Below are 17,410 nucleotides of genomic sequence, written 5' to 3' on the forward strand. Positions count from 1 at the left end.
CGGAGTTGTTGAAGGCGTGAAGGGGGTAAAAACAGGCAAAAAAAAAGCCAGCACCCGAGCTGGCTAAGTAACACTGGAAGCAATGTGAGCAATGTCGTGCCTTCGCAGGAAGAGTATCAAAAAGGCGATGCTCTCCCCGGAACGCATCGCAATAATAATCATTATCATTCGCACCTGTAAAGCGTTATTTTTCCCCATCCGAAATAATATTGACTCGTCGGGATAAACGGATAAATTCAAAGGTTATTCAACCGGTAAGCAACAGGAGCAGCGTCATGAGTGAAATAGTGGTTCGTCACGTAGAAGCGGCAGATGCACAGGCCTTACATCAGCTTTACTCTCAACCACAACTTTACCGTGACACGCTACAACTCCCGCTAGCCTCTAAAGAACTGTGGCATCAACGTTTGGCCAACCTCGAGCCGGGTACCCACAACCTGGTGGCCTGTATCGACGGGCAGATCGTCGGCCAGCTTGCCGTGATGCTGAACCAGCGCCTTCGCCGCCGCCATGTGGCGACCTTCGGCATTGGCGTCGATGCGCGTTATCACGGCAAAGGCGTCGGCAGCAGCCTGATGAAGGCGATGATCGACCTTTGCGACAATTGGGCAGCCATCGAACGCATCGAACTGACGGTGTTTACCGACAATCAGGCCGCCATTGCGCTCTACCGCAAGTTCGGCTTTGAAATTGAAGGTACCAGCCGCGCTTACGCCATGCGCGATGGCGAGCTGGTGGATTCTCATCATATGGCTCGCTTTCGCAGCGAGCAGCGGGTAAAAGCGCATCATGAATGATAGCGAAAGTGAATCAGGGCCGGTTAACCGGCCCTTAAACGTCAGCCGCCGCGCTTTTGTGCAGACGCTGGCCTGCGTAACGGGTGCCATCGGCATCCTTTCTCCCACCACCTTTTTAGGGGCCGCCATGCCAACCTCTCCCGCCGTGCGGACCGGCGCCCGCAACCTGATTACCGACGTGCCCGGCCTGCAGGTCGGCGTCGCCCAGAGCAGCCTGGTACGCACCGGCACCACGGTTATCCTGCCGGATAGCCCGGCGATCGCCGCCGTCGACGTGCGCGGCGGCGGCCCGGCCACCCGTGAAACCGACGCGCTGGGGGAAGATAACCTGGTGCAAACCGTCGATGCGCTGGTGCTGAGCGGCGGCTCGGTATACGGGCTGGCGGCGGCGGACGGCGTCGCGGCCTGGCTGGGGCAACAAGGCCGCGGCTATGCCCTGCGGCCGGCTCCCGGCGTGCCGGTGTCCCCCATAGTACCTACCGCCTGCCTGTATGATCTGAACAACGCGGGCGATAAAAACTGGCAGCTTGAGCCGCCTTACCGCCAACTGGGGATAGAAGCGGTCGGCAAAGCGGGCCACGACTTCCCGCTCGGCACCGTGGGCGCAGGCTATGGCGCCATGACCGGCATGGGCAAGCTGAAGGGCGGCCTCGGCTCGGCTTCCATCGTGGCGGCTAACGGCGCTACCGTCGGCGCGCTGGTGGCGGTCAACAGCCTGGGTTCGGTGGTCGCGCCCGGCAGCCGTGCCTTCTGGGCCACGCCTTATGAAATCAACGGTGAATTTGGCAACGGCGGCGCGGCCGCGCTGGCGCAGTTGCATGGCCAGGGCGAAGACTGGATGCCCACAGAGCCGACAGGCGGCAGAAAAAACACCACCCTGGCCTGTATCGCCACCGATCTGGCGCTGACCCGGGTGGAGTTGAAACGCGTGGCGATCATGGCGCAAGACGGCATGGCGCGCGCCATTCGCCCATTGCACAGCCCGTTCGACGGCGACGTGGTGTTTGCCTTGTCCACCGGCAAGCGCGAGGTTCAGGGCAGCCGCGAGCTGGCGGTGCTGCAAATTGGCGCGTTGGCGGCAGATACGCTGGCGCGGGCGATCGCCCGTGGCGTTTACGCCGCCACCCCATGGCCCGGCAGCCAGGTCACCACCTGGAAAACCCTCGGCTGATCCTGCCCAATAAAAAGGGGCGCTCTGATGACTCAGGCGCCCCTGGCAAATCCCGGCTCGATTAAATGCCGGCGGTCTCCCTGATATAACGGCGCGCCTTCACCGCATATTCAAACGGGTTGGCCAGCGCCGGATCCTGTTCGGCCTCCACCACCATCCAGCCCTTGTAGCCCCGCTCATCCAGCAGTTTAAACACCGGACGGAAGTCGATCACACCATCACCCGGCACGGTGAAAGTGCCCTTCTTCACGCCGTCGAGGAAGCTCAGCTTATTGGCCTTCACTTCCGCCACCACCTCGTCACGCACGTCTTTCAAATGCACATGGTTAATGCGCGGCAGATACTTTTCCAGTATCGCCATCATCGCCTGCTGGCTGCCTTCCGAGTAGTAAGCGTGGCCGGTATCAAACAGCAGATAGACGTCGTCATTCACCATGCTCATGTAGCGGTCAATCTCTGCGGTAGTCTGGATGCCGGTGCCCATGTGGTGGTGCAGGCAAACCTGCATCCCCTTGTCGGCGGCAATTTTCGCCAGCTCATTGTAGCCATCGGCCACCCGCTGCCACTCTTCGTCGCTGAAATACGGCTTCTCTTCGAACACCCCTTTGGTGGTGCCCTGAATGCTCTTGCTCTGCTCGGAGCAGCCGATCACCCTGGCGCCCATCGCATGCAGGAAATTCATATGGTTGATAAATTCATCGATGGTTTTTTCTTTCTGGCCGTCGGCAAAAAAGGTGCTGAACCAGGCGTTGCAGATCTGGATACCGCGAATATCCAGCATCGGCTTCAATACCGCCGGATCGCGCGGGTACTTGCTCCCGACTTCGCTGCCGGTGAAGCCGGCCAGCGCCATTTCACTGACGCACTGCTGGAAAGTGTTCTCTTTGCCCAGTTCAGGCATATCGTCATTGGTCCAGCCGATCGGCGCGATGGCCAGTTTCACGTTGTCTTTGTTCATGTTCAGCCTCAATAATCGGATGCGCGCCAACGGCGTTAACGCCGACGCGCCAAAAAGGTTATTTGCCCAGCAGCTCTTTCTCGATGCGCTCTCTGGTCGCCACTGCCTGGCTTTTCATTTTTTCCGGGTAGCCGAACAGCGAAGTGCAGATGATCGCTTCGCCACCGACCTTAAAGTTGCGGTTGGCGAACTCCATATCGCGCAGGGTCTGGAACAGGGCGTCGAAATCCACCTCGCCTTCGCCAATACCCACGTGCTGGTGCACGGCAGCGTCCACCCCCGGTGGGTTGACGATATAGCGGCAGTGTTTGGTGTGGTTCATGGTATCGGCGATCAGCACGTGGGAAAGATCGTCTCCGGCATATTTCAGCATGCCGGCCACGTCGCCCTGGCCCTTGTCGTAATAGAAGCTGTGCGGCACGCTGTAGAGGTACTTGACGTGGTCGCTGCGCAGCGATTTCACCATGTCGGCGGTTTCGTTGCTCAGTTCGCAGAAATCCCACGGATGAGACTGGATTTCCATGCGGATACCTTCGCGCTCAATGATCGGCAGCAGCTCCTCCATTGAGCGATACCAAAGCTCCTCGCAAATTTCCGGCTCATTAGGGTTGCCGGCCAGCTCGGTGTTGATCACCTGCACGCCCATTTCCACCGCAATCTCTATCATCCGGCGCCAGTTTTTGACTGCCGCCTGGCGACGATCCTCGCCCGGGCCGGACCAGCGGTACACCACAATAAACGAGGAAATCTCCACACCGGTCGCTTTCAGCGCGTTCTTGTATTCCGCCATCACCTCACGGCCGGCTTTCGGATGCTTATAGAACGGATTGATTTGCGGGTGCGGCGACTGTTCGATATACCGATAGCCCCAGTCCGCTACCTGCTGAACCATTTTGGTGATGCCCAGGTCCCTGATGACATCAACATCAAAAGCGATCTTCATGGTCATTCCTCTTAAACATGGGTACCGCGGTCAGCCCATTAGTGGTTGTAGAATGCCGGGCGCGGCGGCAGGGTCACCGGCACAATCTCGCCGCTGAGCTGTGCGGCCACACAGGCATCGGCAGTCACAGAGGCCGCATAGCCGTCCCAGGCGGAAGGCCCGGTTAGCTTTCCGGCCAGCACGTCGTTAATAAAGCCTTGCAGCTCAACGTCATAAGCGTCGATAAAGCGGTCTTTCCAGTCGGTCAGGATCTCGGTAGAGAGTTTGGCGCCGCTGCGCATCTGCACCGACGAAGGCTCCGGCAGTTTGGCGATGCCGGTTTCCCCCACCACTTCACACTGGATGTCATAGCCGTACTGGCAGTTAACGAAGATTTCGACGTCAATGCGCGTGCCCTTGGCGGTTTCAAACAGCACAATCTGCGGATCTTTCAGGTGCGGGAACGCCTTGGGGCTTTTACGCGGGAATACCACCTGCACCGAGACGTAGTCGTCATCCAGCAGCCAGCGCAGCACGTCGATCTCGTGAATCAAGGTGTCGGTAATCGCCATATCGGTGGTATAGGCCTCGCCGACGGTCGGGTTACGGTGCGCGCAGTGCAGCATCAGCGGCTCGCCGATCTGGCCGCTGGTCAGCACCTGTTTTAACGCGCGGTAGCCGCGATCGTAAGGGCGCATAAAGCCCACCTGCACCAGGCGTTTGCCGTGCTTCGCTTCGGCTTCGACGATGTTTTTACAGCCCTGTGCGGTGACCGCCAGCGGCTTCTCGCAGAACACCGGCTTGCCGGCTGCGATGGCCGCCAGCACAAATTCTTCGTGGCTCGGGCCCCAGGAGGTGACCAGCACCGCCTGCACGTCCGCCGCCTTGATCAGATCCTGGCCGTTGTCATACACCTTGGCGTCCAGCTTCAGATCGCTCACAACCTTGGCGGCGTTGTCGCGATTGATGTCGTTGACCGCCACGATGCGGCTGCCCTGCAACACTTTGCTGCAACGGCGAATATGATCCCGACCGATTGCGCCGGTGCCAATAACCCCAATGTTCAATGTCATCTTCGTTATCCTCTTCAAATAGTTGCGGCAGACGCCAGGTCTGGGTAATCAGTAATCGCGGGCCTTATCGATGTTTTCCTGCAGCTTGCGGGCCACGGCGACAATTTTTTCGCTGTCGGCAACCTGGGCGCCGCCCACGCGCCACCAGCTGAGATATTTGTGCACCATGGTTTTTGGCAGCACTTTGATGTCCAGCAGGGTGGAGACTTTCTGCAGGCGCGCATCGGCCAGCGCGTCGATCAGTTGCTGTTCGGTGGTGACGCTGTAGGTTTTGCAACCGTAGGCCGCCGCCAGCATGGCAAAATTGACCGGCACAAAGTTGCCGTCGAGCTTGCCGCCCTGCGGGTTACGGAAGCGGAATTCGGTGGTGTAGCTGTCCATACCGTGTTCCATCTGCAGGTTGTTGATACAGCCGTTGGTCATGTTGTCGAACAGCACCACGTTGATTTTGCAGCCTTCCTGGATCGAGGTGACCAGTTCGGAATGCAGCATCATAAAGGCGCCGTCGCCGACCATCGCATACACCTCGCGCCGCGGTTCGGCCAGCTTGACCCCCAACGCCGCGTTAACCTCGTAGCCCATGCACGAATAGCCGTATTCCACGTGATAACCGTGCTCGCCGTGGTTGTGCCACACGCGCTGCAAATCGCCCGGCAGGCTGCCGGCGGCGGCGACGATCACACTGTCCTGCGGCAGGTGCTGATTCAACACGCCCAGCACCCGGCTTTGGGTCAGCAGCGAGTCGGTCTGTTCAATAAATTCGGCGAAGACACGGTCGCGATCGAGAGAGTCGTCAATTTCCGGCACAAAGCCTTCGCCGGTGTATTCCACCGCATAAACGCGGGCAGTTTCCTGCTGCTGCGCGCTGCGCGCCTCGGCAATGGCATCGCCCCAACCGGCGCGGTAATCGGATTGCGCCAGCAGGGCGCTCAAGGCGACCAACGCCGCACGGGCATCGGCCAGCACCTGTACGCCGTCGAGTTTGCCGGCGTCAAAACCGCTGACGTTAATATTGAGGAAATCGACATCCGAATGCTGGAACAGCCATTTTGACGACGTGGTGAAGTCGGTGTAACGGGTGCCTACGCCAATCACCAGGTCGGCCTGTTTGGCCAGCGTATTGGCCGCCAGACAACCGGTTTCGCCGATGCCGCCCAGGTTAAACGGATGGCTGGAAGGCACCGTGCCCTTGCCGGCCTGAGTTTCCACAAACGGAATGTGGAAACGTTCGGCAAACTCGCGCAGCGCCTGCCCGGCCTGCGAATATTTCACCCCGCCGCCGCACACCAGCAGCGGTTTGCGTTTGGCGGTCAACAGCGCCAGCGCATCCGCCAGCATGCCTTCGGTCGCCGGGCGGCGATCGAGCCGATGTACGCGCTTTTGGAAAAAGTAGTCCGGGTAGTCATAGGCTTCGCCCTGCACGTCCTGCGGCAGGCACAGCGTGACCGCGCCGGTTTCCGCCGGATCGGTCAGCACGCGCATCGCGTTGATGCAGGCGCTCATCAGCTGTTCCGGCCGCACGATGCGATCCCAGTATTTGCTGACCGCGCGGAAAGCGTCATTGGTGCTGATGCTGAGATCGTAGGACTGTTCGATCTGCTGCAACACCGGGTCCGGCTGGCGCGACGCATAGACGTCGCCCGGCAGCAGCAATAAAGGAATGCGGTTGGCGGTGGCGGTCGCGGCGGCGGTGATCATATTGGCGGCACCGGGGCCGACGGAAGAGCTGCAGGCGTAGATCTGCTGACGCAGCTTCTGCTTGGCGAAGCCGGTCGCCGCATGGGCCATGCCCTGCTCATTGCGCCCCTGGTGCACCACCAGTTCGCCGCTGTCTTGTTCCAGCGCCTGCCCCAGGCCGAGGACGTTGCCGTGACCGAAAATCGCAAAGATACCCTTTACGAATTTGGTTTCCACGCCGTCGACCAGCAGATACTGGTTGTCGAGGAACCTGACGAGCGCCTGTGCCATGGTTAATCTGATCTTGCCCATTTCTCCACCCTCTACATTATGCCTATGGCTTTCCAGCGGTGCCGCTCACTAAACCGACAACGTGAAACGTGAAGCGATTATAAACAAATATATTTTCCATAAAATCACATTACAGAAGAAACATTTCATTTTGCGATAAAGATCGCATAATGATGAAAACCCCATTTCATCCATGCCTTTAGAATTCACCGACTTAGCCGCCCTTTCCCGCCGGCGCGGCCCCATCCCAACCGCGCCAAACCCGTCTGCGCACCCGATGCCATCGGCCTGTGACGCGCAAGCATCACCCCGTGTTGCAGCACGTTTTCCTCTCAGGCAGGGCGCGGTTTTTTCCCCCTGCATCCCCGCTTTCATCACGCTTTTAAATGCATCACATTTTTGGGGTGTAAATTTCATTCAATCTTGAAATTGAAATTTTTATTCCTCATACTCCAAAATATGCTTCGCAGTCGGGGTTTGGCTTAATACAGAAGGAAACGGGTATGGCTACACAAGAAAAACAACTTGATGTCATTTGTCTCGGGCGTATCGCCGTCGATTTCTATGCACAACAGATCGGCGCACGCCTGGAAGATGCCAGCACATTCTCCAAGTATCTCGGCGGCTCTTCCGGCAACGTAGCCTACGGCACCGCCATTCAGGGGTTGAAGTCCGGCATGCTGGCCCGCGTCGGCGATGAGCATATGGGCCGCTTCCTGCGCGAAGAGCTGCAACGCGTCGGCGCCGACACCCGGAGCCTGATCGTCGACCCAGAGCGCCTGACCGGCCTGGTGATCCTCGGCATCAAGGATCAGGAAACCTTCCCGCTGATTTTCTACCGTGAAAATTGCGCCGACATGGCGCTGACGCCGAACGATATCGACGAATCCTATATTGCGTCGTCACGCGCGCTGGCCATTACCGGCACCCATTTGTCGCACCCTAACACCCGAGCTGCGGTGCTGAAGGCGCTGGAGTACGCCCGCCGCCACGGCCTGCGCACCGCGCTGGATATCGACTACCGCCCGGTCTTGTGGGGCCTGACCTCGTTGGGCGACGGTGAAACCCGCTTTGTCGAATCCGAGAAGGTGACCCGCGAACTGCAGGAAGTGCTGCACCACTTTGATTTAATCGTCGGTACCGAAGAAGAGTTTCACATTGCCGGCGGCAGCACCGACACGCTGACCGCGCTGAGCAATGTACGCAAAGCCACCCCGGCCACGCTGGTCTGCAAACGCGGTGCGCAGGGCTGCTCGGTCTTCGAAGGCGAGATCGCCGCCGACTGGCAGCAGGTAAAACTGCATTCCGGCGTACGGGTCGAGGTACTGAACGTGCTGGGCGCCGGCGATGCCTTTATGTCCGGCCTGCTGCGCGGTTACCTGAACGATGAAGGCTGGGATCAGGCCTGCCGCTATGCCAACGCCTGCGGTGCGCTGGTGGTTTCGCGCCACGGTTGCGCGCCGGCGATGCCCACCAAACTGGAGCTGGATGACTATTTGCAACGCGAACGGGAAGTGAAACGCCCGGACCGCGACCCGCGGCTCAATCACCTGCACCGGGTGACGACCCGCAAAAAACAGTGGCCGGAACTGTGCGTGTTCGCCTTCGATCACCGCAAGCAGCTGGCGGATATGGCGCGCGAAGCCAACGTCAGTGAAGAACGCATCCCCAAATTGAAAACCCTGCTGCTGGCGGCGGCGCAACGGGCCGCAGAAGATGCCGGGCTGCAGGGCAACAGCGGCATTCTGGCCGACACCACTTACGGCCAGGCGGCGCTGAACGAAATCACCGGCCAGGGCTGGTGGATTGGCCGGCCGGTCGAGCTGCCCAGCTCGCGCCCGCTGCGGCTGGAGCACGGCAATATCGGCTCGCAACTGATCGACTGGCCGCAGGAACACGTAGTGAAATGCCTGGTGTTTTACCATCCGCATGACGCCGCCGAACTGCGCCGCGAACAGGATGAACTGATCGGCGACGTCTATCGCGGCTGCTGTAAATCGGGCCACGAGCTGCTGCTCGAGGTGATTTTGCCGGAAAGCAACGCCGACAAAGACGAGCGCTACTATCTGGACATGCTGCAACATTTCTACCGGTTGGGCGTGAAGCCGGACTGGTGGAAACTGCCGCCGCTGAGTGCCGAGAACTGGCGGCAGGTCGGCGCGTTGATCGAGGCTAACGATCCCTTCTGCCGTGGCGTATTGATCCTGGGGCTGGATTCCCCGGAGGAAACGCTGAAGGCCGGTTTCGCCGCCGCTGCCGATGCGCCTTGGGTGAAAGGCTTTGCCGTTGGCCGCACCATTTTCGGCCAGCCCTCACGCCGCTGGTTGCAGGGCGAACTGGATGACGCCGGCTTAATCGAACAGGTGAAACAAAAATACCTGACGCTGATCGGTTTCTGGCGCCAATATCGCCCCGGCCACGACGCAAATTAATCGACAAAGGCTCCCCTTACAGCGATTTTCGCCGCTTTAAGGGGATTTTTTTGCCGGTTTTCTGTGAAGTAACGCAACTTGCAATCGAATAAATCGCTTTTAGATGAAATGAAATTTCCGCTCCATCTGTTAGAATGGGCTGTCAACAACTCAGGCGTCAGGCCGATACGCCTTAGCCCCCACTGCGAGCCGAATGGATGAACAACCCAACTCAACTTTCGCTGTTACAGGACGAGATTCGCCACCGTTATGAAACGCTAAGCAAGCGCTTGAAACAGGTGGCGCGTTACATTTTGGATAACAGTAACAGCATTGCTTTCGATACCGTTGCCTCCATTGCCGCCCAGGCCAGCGTCCCGCCTTCCACGCTGATCCGCTTCGCCAACGCGTTTGGCTTTAGCGGTTTCAACGAAATGAAACAGGTTTTTCGCCAGCACCTGATGGAAGAAACGGTCAACTACACCGAACGCGCCCGTCTGTTTCGCCAGACCTCGACCGACGGCAACGTCGCACCGGAAAAACCGGCGGAAATTCTCAACGTGTTCACCATGGTCAACGCTCAGGCGCTGCAACAGCTGGCGATGCAAACCAGCTCTGAGCAGTTGGACCGTGCCGTTGAACTGCTGAACAACGCCGAGAACATCTACGTGATTGGCCTGCGCCGTTCTTTCAGCGTCGCCTCCTACCTTACCTATGCGTTGCGCCACCTTGAACGTCGGGCGTTCCTGATCGACGGGTTGGGTGGCATGTTCACCGAACAATTGAGCATGGTGAAACCCAAAGACGTGGTGATTGCCATCAGCTACTCGCCGTATGCGCAAGAAGCGCTGGAGCTGGTGGAACTGGGTGCCAAACGCGGCGCGCAACAGATCGCCATCACCGACAGCCAGGTCAGCCCGCTGGCCGCCTTCAGTGACGTGTGCTTTGTGGTGCGCGAAGCGCAGGTGGACGGTTTCCGCTCGCAGGTCGCCTCAATGTGTCTGGCGCAAACCCTGGCGGTATCCTTGGCGCTGAATAATGCCAAAGACGAATAACGCTGAATAATAACAGGCCCGGCATGCCGGGCCTGATAACGCTTATTTCGCCGCCGGATAGCCGTCGCTGTTAATCCAGGCGTGGTCTTTTTCCCAGGTGAATTTCCACAGCCGCACCGGCCCGGCCATCACGTTGAGATAGTAGCTGTCGTAACCGGCCAGCGTCGCCACCGGGTGGTAACCGCGCGGCACCTTGACCACGTCACGGTTATACACCGGCATGCACTCATCGAGTTCGCGATCGTCGGTATAAACTCGCTGCAGGCAAAAGCCCTGTTCAGGCTGAATGCGGTGATAGTAGGTTTCTTCCAGATAGGTTTCATCCGGTGAATCCTCCTGGTCGTGCTTGTGGCTGGGGTATGAACTGGTATTGCCTTCATCGGTGTACACTTCCACCACCAGCAGGCTGTCGGCGGGTTCGCTGTCCGGCAGAATGTTGTGCACCAAACGCTGATTGCGCCCCTTGCCACGCCGCTCGACGCCCACATCCGCCGGCGTAATCAGGCGCGACGGCAGATGCCCTTTGCCCGGTGCGCTGCACACCGCCAGCTCCAAATCGCTTTCCGCCCGCACGTTAATCTTGTCGTGATGCGGCACGTAGACCGCGTAAGGCGGCGTGCGCTCAAACGGGCTCATGCGTTTGCCGATATGCGGATATTCCGCCCGCAGGGTGGCGACGGAGGCAATGCCGGCGACCAGCACCAGGCACAGCTCTTTATCGCCGCTTTCCAATTGCAGCGTCTGGCCGGCTGCGAGGCGATAGACATCGAACCCGACAAAGCGCCAGTCGGCATTCTCTGGGGTGACGTGCTGGATGCGCCCCTCGGCGTTCGGCTGCTGACATTTGGCGAGCAATGAAGACATGATTATTCTCCTGTTAACCTATAGCGTTACAAATGCAGCGGCCGTCACTCCAATGAAGTAACGGCCCTGGTCTGTCGGTTCGGGGATTAACCCAGCGTCGGCATACTGTATTCCGACACCGTCTGCTGCCCGGTCGGCCAGCGCGCGGTGGCGGTTTTCATGCGGGTGTAGAAACGCACGCCGTCGGTGCCGTGCACGTTCAGGGCGCCGAACACCGAGCGCTTCCAACCGCCGAAGCTGTGAAACGCCATCGGGACCGGCACCGGCACGTTAACCCCCACCATGCCGGCCTGCACTTCCTGCACGAACTGGCGTGCATAGTGGCCGTTACTGGTGAAGATGGCGCTGCCATTGCCAAACTCATGGCTGTTCACCGTGTCGATGGCAGTCCGGTAATCCGGTACGCGGACAATGCCCAACACCGGTCCGAAGATCTCTTCACGATAGATGCGCATGTCGGAGGTCACATGGTCAAACAGGGTGCCGCCAACGTAATAGCCATCCGGGTAGCCCGCTACCTGATAGTTGCGGCCGTCGGCCACCAGCGTTGCGCCCTCTTCCACACCCAGATCGATATAACCCAACACTTTCTTCTGGTGCGCCGAAGACACCAGCGGCCCCATTTCGTTTTCTTCGCCGCCCTGCTGAATCCCTGGGCCAACACGCAGCTGGGCAATCAGCGGTTTCAGCTTGGCGATCAGCTTGTCGGCCGTGTCGTCACCCACCACCACCGCCACCGGCAGTGCCATGCAACGCTCGCCGGCAGAACCGAACGCGCCGCCCATCAGGGCATTTACGGTCGCGTCCAGATCGGCGTCCGGCATGATGATGGCCTGATTTTTCGCTGCGCCAAAGGCTTGTACCCGCTTGCCGTGAGCGCTGGCGGTCGTGTAGATGTGTTCCGCTACCGCCGACGAGCCAACAAAACTCACCGCCTGAATGTGCGGATCGGTGCACAGTTGGGCGGCGTTTTCATTAGAACAATGAACCACATTGAATACGCCGTCCGGCAGGCCGGCTTCTTTCAGCAGCTCCGCCAGCCGCACCGAGGCCGAAGGCACCAGCGCCGGCGGCTTGAGGACGAAGGTATTGCCGCAGGCGAGCGCGATAGGGAACATCCACATCGGCACCATCGCCGGGAAGTTGAACGGGGTGATGCCCGCTACCACGCCCAGCGGTTGCATCAGCGAGAAGCTGTCGACACCGCTGCCGACGTCCGGCGAATATTCGCCTTTGATCAAATGCGGAATGCCGCAGGCAAACTCGACCACTTCCAGGCCGCGGGTCAGTTCGCCCAGCGCATCGGAATAGACTTTGCCGTGTTCACTGACGATAAGATGCGCCAGTTCTTCGCGATGCTGTTCCAGCAGCGCCTTAAAATTGAACATGATGCGCGCACGGCGCAGCGGCGTGGTGCGCGACCAATCGGTAAACGCCTGATGGGCGACATCGATGGCCTGTTTCACCTCGGCGGCGGTGCTCTGCGTGACGCGACGTTCAACCTGCCCGGTAGCCGGGTTATGCACGTCGACGGTTTGATTGCTGCTGCTCAGGCACACCTGCCCGCCAATAAAGTTACCCACGGTTTTCATGTCTCACCCTCTTTTAAGTCCGCTGTCGCCTGGCCGCATGCGGGGCTGCCGCACGCCGTGGCGTTTGAATCACACTGCCAGCTCATGCCCGCAAGCAGGCTAAATCCTGACCGGATAAAGCAAACTCTATTTCATTGAAAAAAAAGTTTCAAATAAATTATTTTAGAAATTTTGTTTTTAGTGCGGAAGGTCGCAATTTTACCCTGTCGTCATACAGGGTCATTGCATCGAGGTAAAAAAACGCGCCACCGGCTTGCCCGGCGGTGGGCGGCAATGACCCCTGACTTTTATACAGAAAAATAGCGGCAACCGGTCAACGCAACGGCGCCGGGCGCACGTAAATCTTTCGGTAACATAGGCGGTCCGTTTGCGGTTTTTTTTGAACTGGATCTAAAAATCAATATTTCATTATTCACTAATTATGAAATAAATGTTCTTGTTTAAGGAAGAACTGCACAAATATCACCGTCTTGATGACAGGCACGGTTCACTCTTCTGCCCCCCTCTCTACCTACAACGCAACATGCGGGCAGAAGCCAGGATAAAAATCGGAGCAATAAATGTCATATCAGCGTAAGCGCAATACCGGCTACATCATGAAAATTTGCGGGGTCGCCGCTCTGGGCGGCCTGCTGTTCGGCTACGATACCGCCGTGATCTCCGGCGCGATCGAATCCCTGAAAACCTATTTCAACCTCAGCCCGGCCGAAACCGGCTGGGCGGTATCCAACGTGGTGATCGGCTGCGTGGTTGGCGCCTTTGCCGCCGGGCCGCTGGCGGGGCGTTATGGCCGCAAGAAGGCGTTGATGCTGGCGGCGCTGCTGTTCACCGTCTCGGCCATGGGTTCCTCGTTGGCGCCGACCTTCACCTGGTTCGTCATTTACCGCATGATCGGCGGGTTGGCAGTGGGCATCGCCGCCACCGTCTCACCGATGTACATGTCTGAAGTGTCACCGAAAGACATGCGCGGCCGCGCACTCAGCATGCAGCAGTTCGCCATCGTGTTCGGCCAGATCCTGATCTTTTACGTTAACTTCAAGATTGCCAGCATCGCCAGCGAAGCCTGGCTGGTGGAGATGGGCTGGCGCTGGATGTTCGCCTCCGGCGTGCTTCCCTGCATCCTGTTTTGCATTCTGGTGTTCATCATTCCGGAATCCCCGCGCTGGAGCGTGATGGTCGGCCGTGACGATCAGGCGCTGGCGATGCTGACCCGCGTCTCTAACGCCGAGCATGCCAAAAACGTACTGCGGGAGATCAAGGACTCGATACGGCAGGATCAACAATCCAGCAAGCAAAAACTCAGCTACGCCGATAAGCGCGTGCGTTTCATTCTGTTTGTCGGCTGCATGATTGCCATGCTGCAACAGGTCACCGGCGTTAACGTCATGATGTATTACGCGCCGGTGGTGTTGAAAACCGTCACCGAGAATGCGCAGGAAGCGTTGTTCCAAACCATCTGGATTGGCGTGATGCAATTGGTCGGCTCGGTGATTGGCGCCATGCTGATGGATCGCATGGGCCGTATCCCGTTGATGCGCTGGGGCACGCTGGGGGTCATCGCCGGGCTGCTTATCACCTCTTATGCGCTGTATACCGAGGCGACCGGCTATTTCGCACTGTTCGGCATGCTGTTCTTCATGGTGTTTTTCGCGTTGTCCTGGGGCGTCGGCGCCTGGGTGCTGGTGTCGGAGATTTTCCCCAACCGCATGCGTTCGCAGGGCATGAGCATCGCCGTCGGCTGCATGTGGCTGGCCAATTTTGTGGTTTCGCAAACCTTCCCGATGCTCAACGACAATCCGTATCTGTTCTCCCAGTTCCACGGCGCTTTCCCTATGTGGATTTTTGCGGCGTGCTGCCTGTTCAGCTACTGGTTTGTCGGCCGCTATATCCCGGAAACCCGGGGCGTTTCCCTCGAGAAAATGGAAGACGTGGTGATGGCGAAACGCTATCGCCTGCCCTTGTCCGAAACACAACCGGTGCCGTTGCAAGACGGCAAGCTCTAAGCTTTCTCAACCCCTTCAGGAGTCATGCATCATGACCATTGCGCCAGAGCGTTTTTGCATCAACCGCAAGATCGCGCCGAATCTCGATTTGGAATCCTTTTTCCGCCTGGTGAAAAAGTGCGGGCTCAGCAAAGTTGAGCTGCGCAACGATATGCCGAGCGGCAAGGTGACCGACAGCCTGAGCAATGAGCAACTCACTGCGCTGGCGGCAAAATACGGCATCGAGATCATCACTATCAACGCCCTTGGCAGGTTTAACCTGCCGGACGACGAGCGCGCGCTGCTGAAAAACGCCGAGGTGCTGCTGTCGCAAGCCCAGGCCATCCATAGCAAGGCGCTGGTACTGTGCCCGCATTGCAGCGCGGACGATCGCCGCAGCGAAGAGCAGAAAAAGACGGATACGTTGGCGGCCCTGAAGCTGCTGGCCCCGCTGTTTAAACAATACGGCGTGCAGGGCTATGTCGAACCGCTGGGCTTTGGCATCAGTTCACTGCGCTCGTCGCTGCTGACGCAGTCGCTGATCGGGGATTCAGGCGCGCCCTACAAAATCGTGCTGGATACATTCCACCATTATTTAAGCGAGGTGGCGCAACCCGAGTTTGATGCGCAGATTGACATCGGCGGCATTGGCCTGGTGCACCTTTCCGGGGTGGAAGACCCGCGAAGCAAAAGTGCGCTAAGCGACGAAGAGCGCATCATGCTGAGCGACCAAGATCGGCTGGAGAGCAAAAAGCAGGTGCAGAATCTGGAGCGCCTCGGTTATACCGGCATTTACGCCTTCGAGCCGTTCTCTTCGCAACTGGATAGCTGGTCAGAGGCGGATATAGAACGTGAAATCCGCCAGAGCATCGCCCTGCTGCAAGCGTAGCAGAGCGCATAACGGCCTCTTCGGAGGCCGTCAGACTGCTGACAAAGCCCGTTATTAGGGAGAGCGTGCCGAAGGGGTCGTAGCGGCTTGCCCGCCGGAGCGCCCCTCGGTGCGCTAGGCCCGGGTATCTCGGGTTCAAAGACAACTTTGTCATCAAACTAACGGCCTCTTCGGAGGCCGTTTTTTCAACGCTACTTCAGCTTACTGACCACCAGCTGATGGCGGGCGTTATAGAACTTACGGTAGGCCAGATAGCAGGCAATAATGGTCGACAGGCTGGCGGTGGAAAGCAGCATAAAGGTGACCATGATCTGGTACTTGATCGCCTTGACCGGATCAATGCCCGCGAAGATCAAACCGGACATCATGCCCGGCAGGCTGACCAGCCCGACGGTTTTGGCGGAATCGACCGTCGGAATCAACGACGCGCGAATGCTGTCGCGGATCAACGCCGTCGAGGCAAACTTCGGCGACGCGCCCAAACTGAGCATCTCCTGAATCTTCTGCTGATCGCCTTTGAAACGCTGCCCCAGATTGTTGTAACACAGCCCAACCGCCACCATGGCATTGCCGGCGATCATGCCGGAAATCGGGATCACCTGCATCGGCGTAAACTCTATCGAACCGGTCAGCACCAACACCACCAGCGTCAGTACCGCGCCCGTGGTAATGGCGATAAATGAGGTAATAAACGCATGCTCAATATATTTACTGCGCTTTTGCGCGTTATAAGCGGCGTTAAAACAAATAAACAGCACCATCAACACCGTCAGAATGGCGTTGTTCACGTCAAAAATGTATTTCAGCACGTAGCCGACAATAATCAGCTGCACTACCGCGCGGCAAATACTCCAGATAATGTCTTTTTCCAGAGCCAGCTTTTCTTTATGGCTGATCAAAATAGCGATAACCACCAGTATCATCGACAACCCTAAAGATTCATTGGTGATATTATGCTGGTTCATCGGTTTTCTCCTGTGCCCGTGCGCCGTGGGCGCTCAGGGTAATCACATCGTCCGCATATTTGATTTCATCTTTATCGTGCGTGACCCACAACGCCGCTACGCCATGTTGCGATACCAGCTGATGAATAATCTCGTTGACGTTACGTTTATTTTCTTCATCCAGCGCACTGGTGATTTCGTCCAACAGCAGCACCTTGGGCATAAACTGCAGGTTGCGGATCAAGGAAATACGCTGCTTCTCCCCGCCCGATAATTCGTTAACGCTTTTTTTCAACTTATTTTCCGCCAGCCCGAAACGCGCCAGATCGGCTTTCATTTTTTGCTCGTCCGGTTTTTGCTTACGGATCAGGTAAGGCAGCGCAATATTGTCATAGACCGTATCGCCAAACAGCGCCGGAGTCTGGAAGCAATAAGAGACCTGTTGACGGTATGCTTCCGGCGACATATCGGTGATGGGCTTACCGTCGAAGATAATTTTTCCGCGGGTCGGATCGATCAGCGAAGACACAATTTTAAGCAAGGTGCTTTTCCCGCAGCCGGACGGCCCGGTAATCAGTTTGAATTCGCCCTGTTTTAGGCCGAAAGAGACGGAATCCAAAATAACCTGATCGTCTATTTGATAATGAATATCATCCAATAAAAGTATTTCTTTGCTTTCCTTCATAATATATCCGCATCGCCATAAAACGCGTTTCAATCAGCCGGCAAGTATACCCTATGGATTTCAAGTTGCGGCAGGCGGCCAGCTCGCTCATCCCCAATC

15 protein-coding genes are annotated in these 17,410 nt (G+C 57.9%); 6 read left to right on the forward strand and 9 right to left on the reverse strand.

The features are described from left to right. Positions 1–275: 275 nt before the first annotated feature. Both SPL01S_RS14140 and SPL01S_RS14145 read left to right on the forward strand, forming a co-directional pair. Entirely contained in the window at positions 276–797 is a 522-nt protein-coding gene (locus SPL01S_RS14140; RefSeq protein ID WP_063200659.1) for a GNAT family N-acetyltransferase, read from the forward strand. Continuing rightward, on the forward strand, positions 790–1,968 hold the full coding sequence (locus SPL01S_RS14145) for a P1 family peptidase (protein ID WP_063200662.1): 1,179 nt from the start codon (positions 790–792) through the stop codon (positions 1,966–1,968). Before SPL01S_RS14140 ends, SPL01S_RS14145 begins: the two co-directional genes overlap by 8 nt. Before the next feature lie 61 nt (positions 1,969–2,029). Here the strand turns inward: SPL01S_RS14145 and iolE are convergent, their stop codons facing one another. Genes iolE through SPL01S_RS14170 form a run of 5 tightly spaced genes read right to left on the reverse strand, consistent with a single transcriptional unit; the run spans position 2,030 to position 7,306 of the window. After that, positions 2,030–2,926: a myo-inosose-2 dehydratase gene (gene iolE / locus SPL01S_RS14150; protein ID WP_062868951.1), complete on the reverse strand. Its 897-nt coding sequence runs from the start codon at positions 2,924–2,926 to the stop codon at positions 2,030–2,032. Positions 2,927–2,984: 58 nt separating this feature from the next. Then, the gene (locus SPL01S_RS14155) at positions 2,985–3,869 is read right to left on the reverse strand and encodes a sugar phosphate isomerase/epimerase family protein (protein WP_062868952.1); all 885 of its coding nucleotides are present in this window, start codon (positions 3,867–3,869) and stop codon (positions 2,985–2,987) included. Between the two features lie 38 nt (positions 3,870–3,907). Next, positions 3,908–4,921 (reverse strand): bifunctional inositol 2-dehydrogenase/D-chiro-inositol 1-dehydrogenase, encoded by a 1,014-nt coding sequence (gene iolG / locus SPL01S_RS14160; RefSeq protein ID WP_062868953.1) that lies wholly within the window; start codon positions 4,919–4,921, stop codon positions 3,908–3,910. Positions 4,922–4,969: 48 nt separating this feature from the next. Further along, a complete protein-coding gene (gene iolD / locus SPL01S_RS14165) occupies positions 4,970–6,910 on the reverse strand; it encodes a 3D-(3,5/4)-trihydroxycyclohexane-1,2-dione acylhydrolase (decyclizing) (protein ID WP_063200665.1) in 1,941 nt (646 codons plus the stop codon). A 48-nt stretch (positions 6,911–6,958) separates the two neighbouring features. Next, complete coding sequence (locus SPL01S_RS14170; protein WP_063200668.1) at positions 6,959–7,306, reverse strand: hypothetical protein; 348 nt, start codon at positions 7,304–7,306, stop codon at positions 6,959–6,961. A gap of 86 nt (positions 7,307–7,392) precedes the next feature. On the opposite strand from SPL01S_RS14170, the gene SPL01S_RS14175 reads away from it, so the two are divergent. Together SPL01S_RS14175 and SPL01S_RS14180 are read left to right on the forward strand one after the other, a co-directional pair. Continuing rightward, a complete protein-coding gene (locus SPL01S_RS14175; RefSeq protein WP_063200671.1) occupies positions 7,393–9,321 on the forward strand; it encodes a bifunctional 5-dehydro-2-deoxygluconokinase/5-dehydro-2-deoxyphosphogluconate aldolase in 1,929 nt (642 codons plus the stop codon). Positions 9,322–9,518: 197 nt separating this feature from the next. After that, a complete protein-coding gene (locus tag SPL01S_RS14180) occupies positions 9,519–10,355 on the forward strand; it encodes a MurR/RpiR family transcriptional regulator (RefSeq protein ID WP_004951463.1) in 837 nt (278 codons plus the stop codon). Between the two features lie 42 nt (positions 10,356–10,397). Here the strand turns inward: SPL01S_RS14180 and iolB are convergent, their stop codons facing one another. Beyond that, a complete protein-coding gene (gene iolB, locus SPL01S_RS14185; RefSeq protein WP_006328613.1) occupies positions 10,398–11,219 on the reverse strand; it encodes a 5-deoxy-glucuronate isomerase in 822 nt (273 codons plus the stop codon). A gap of 86 nt (positions 11,220–11,305) precedes the next feature. Further along, the gene (locus tag SPL01S_RS14190) at positions 11,306–12,811 is read right to left on the reverse strand and encodes a CoA-acylating methylmalonate-semialdehyde dehydrogenase (protein WP_063200675.1); all 1,506 of its coding nucleotides are present in this window, start codon (positions 12,809–12,811) and stop codon (positions 11,306–11,308) included. Between the two features lie 560 nt (positions 12,812–13,371). Between SPL01S_RS14190 and SPL01S_RS14195 the strand changes: the two genes are divergently transcribed. Further along, on the forward strand, positions 13,372–14,814 hold the full coding sequence (locus tag SPL01S_RS14195; RefSeq protein WP_063200678.1) for a sugar porter family MFS transporter: 1,443 nt from the start codon (positions 13,372–13,374) through the stop codon (positions 14,812–14,814). Between the two features lie 31 nt (positions 14,815–14,845). Continuing rightward, a complete protein-coding gene (locus SPL01S_RS14200) occupies positions 14,846–15,682 on the forward strand; it encodes a TIM barrel protein (RefSeq protein WP_063200681.1) in 837 nt (278 codons plus the stop codon). A gap of 191 nt (positions 15,683–15,873) precedes the next feature. On the opposite strand, the gene fetB is transcribed toward SPL01S_RS14200, so the two are convergent. After that, positions 15,874–16,647: an iron efflux ABC transporter permease subunit FetB gene (gene fetB / locus SPL01S_RS14205; protein ID WP_006328625.1), complete on the reverse strand. Its 774-nt coding sequence runs from the start codon at positions 16,645–16,647 to the stop codon at positions 15,874–15,876. Then, the gene (fetA, locus tag SPL01S_RS14210; RefSeq protein ID WP_063200684.1) at positions 16,634–17,311 is read right to left on the reverse strand and encodes an iron efflux ABC transporter ATP-binding subunit FetA; all 678 of its coding nucleotides are present in this window, start codon (positions 17,309–17,311) and stop codon (positions 16,634–16,636) included. Before fetA ends, fetB begins: the two co-directional genes overlap by 14 nt. Positions 17,312–17,410 lie beyond the last annotated feature (99 nt).

Origin of the sequence: Serratia plymuthica NBRC 102599, assembly GCF_001590925.1 — a bacterium.
Taxonomy (GTDB): domain Bacteria; phylum Pseudomonadota; class Gammaproteobacteria; order Enterobacterales; family Enterobacteriaceae; genus Serratia; species Serratia plymuthica.

Coding starts and splice junctions, on each gene's coding strand:
- SPL01S_RS14140 (WP_063200659.1), top strand. CDS start 276: ATGAGTGAAATAGTGGTTCGTCACGTAGAAGCGGCAGATGCACAGGCC.
- SPL01S_RS14145 (WP_063200662.1), top strand. CDS start 790: ATGAATGATAGCGAAAGTGAATCAGGGCCGGTTAACCGGCCCTTAAAC.
- iolE (WP_062868951.1), bottom strand. CDS start 2,926: ATGAACAAAGACAACGTGAAACTGGCCATCGCGCCGATCGGCTGGACC.
- SPL01S_RS14155 (WP_062868952.1), bottom strand. CDS start 3,869: ATGAAGATCGCTTTTGATGTTGATGTCATCAGGGACCTGGGCATCACC.
- iolG (WP_062868953.1), bottom strand. CDS start 4,921: ATGACATTGAACATTGGGGTTATTGGCACCGGCGCAATCGGTCGGGAT.
- iolD (WP_063200665.1), bottom strand. CDS start 6,910: ATGGGCAAGATCAGATTAACCATGGCACAGGCGCTCGTCAGGTTCCTC.
- SPL01S_RS14170 (WP_063200668.1), bottom strand. CDS start 7,306: ATGAAATTTACACCCCAAAAATGTGATGCATTTAAAAGCGTGATGAAA.
- SPL01S_RS14175 (WP_063200671.1), top strand. CDS start 7,393: ATGGCTACACAAGAAAAACAACTTGATGTCATTTGTCTCGGGCGTATC.
- SPL01S_RS14180 (WP_004951463.1), top strand. CDS start 9,519: ATGAACAACCCAACTCAACTTTCGCTGTTACAGGACGAGATTCGCCAC.
- iolB (WP_006328613.1), bottom strand. CDS start 11,219: ATGTCTTCATTGCTCGCCAAATGTCAGCAGCCGAACGCCGAGGGGCGC.
- SPL01S_RS14190 (WP_063200675.1), bottom strand. CDS start 12,811: ATGAAAACCGTGGGTAACTTTATTGGCGGGCAGGTGTGCCTGAGCAGC.
- SPL01S_RS14195 (WP_063200678.1), top strand. CDS start 13,372: ATGTCATATCAGCGTAAGCGCAATACCGGCTACATCATGAAAATTTGC.
- SPL01S_RS14200 (WP_063200681.1), top strand. CDS start 14,846: ATGACCATTGCGCCAGAGCGTTTTTGCATCAACCGCAAGATCGCGCCG.
- fetB (WP_006328625.1), bottom strand. CDS start 16,647: ATGAACCAGCATAATATCACCAATGAATCTTTAGGGTTGTCGATGATA.
- fetA (WP_063200684.1), bottom strand. CDS start 17,311: ATGAAGGAAAGCAAAGAAATACTTTTATTGGATGATATTCATTATCAA.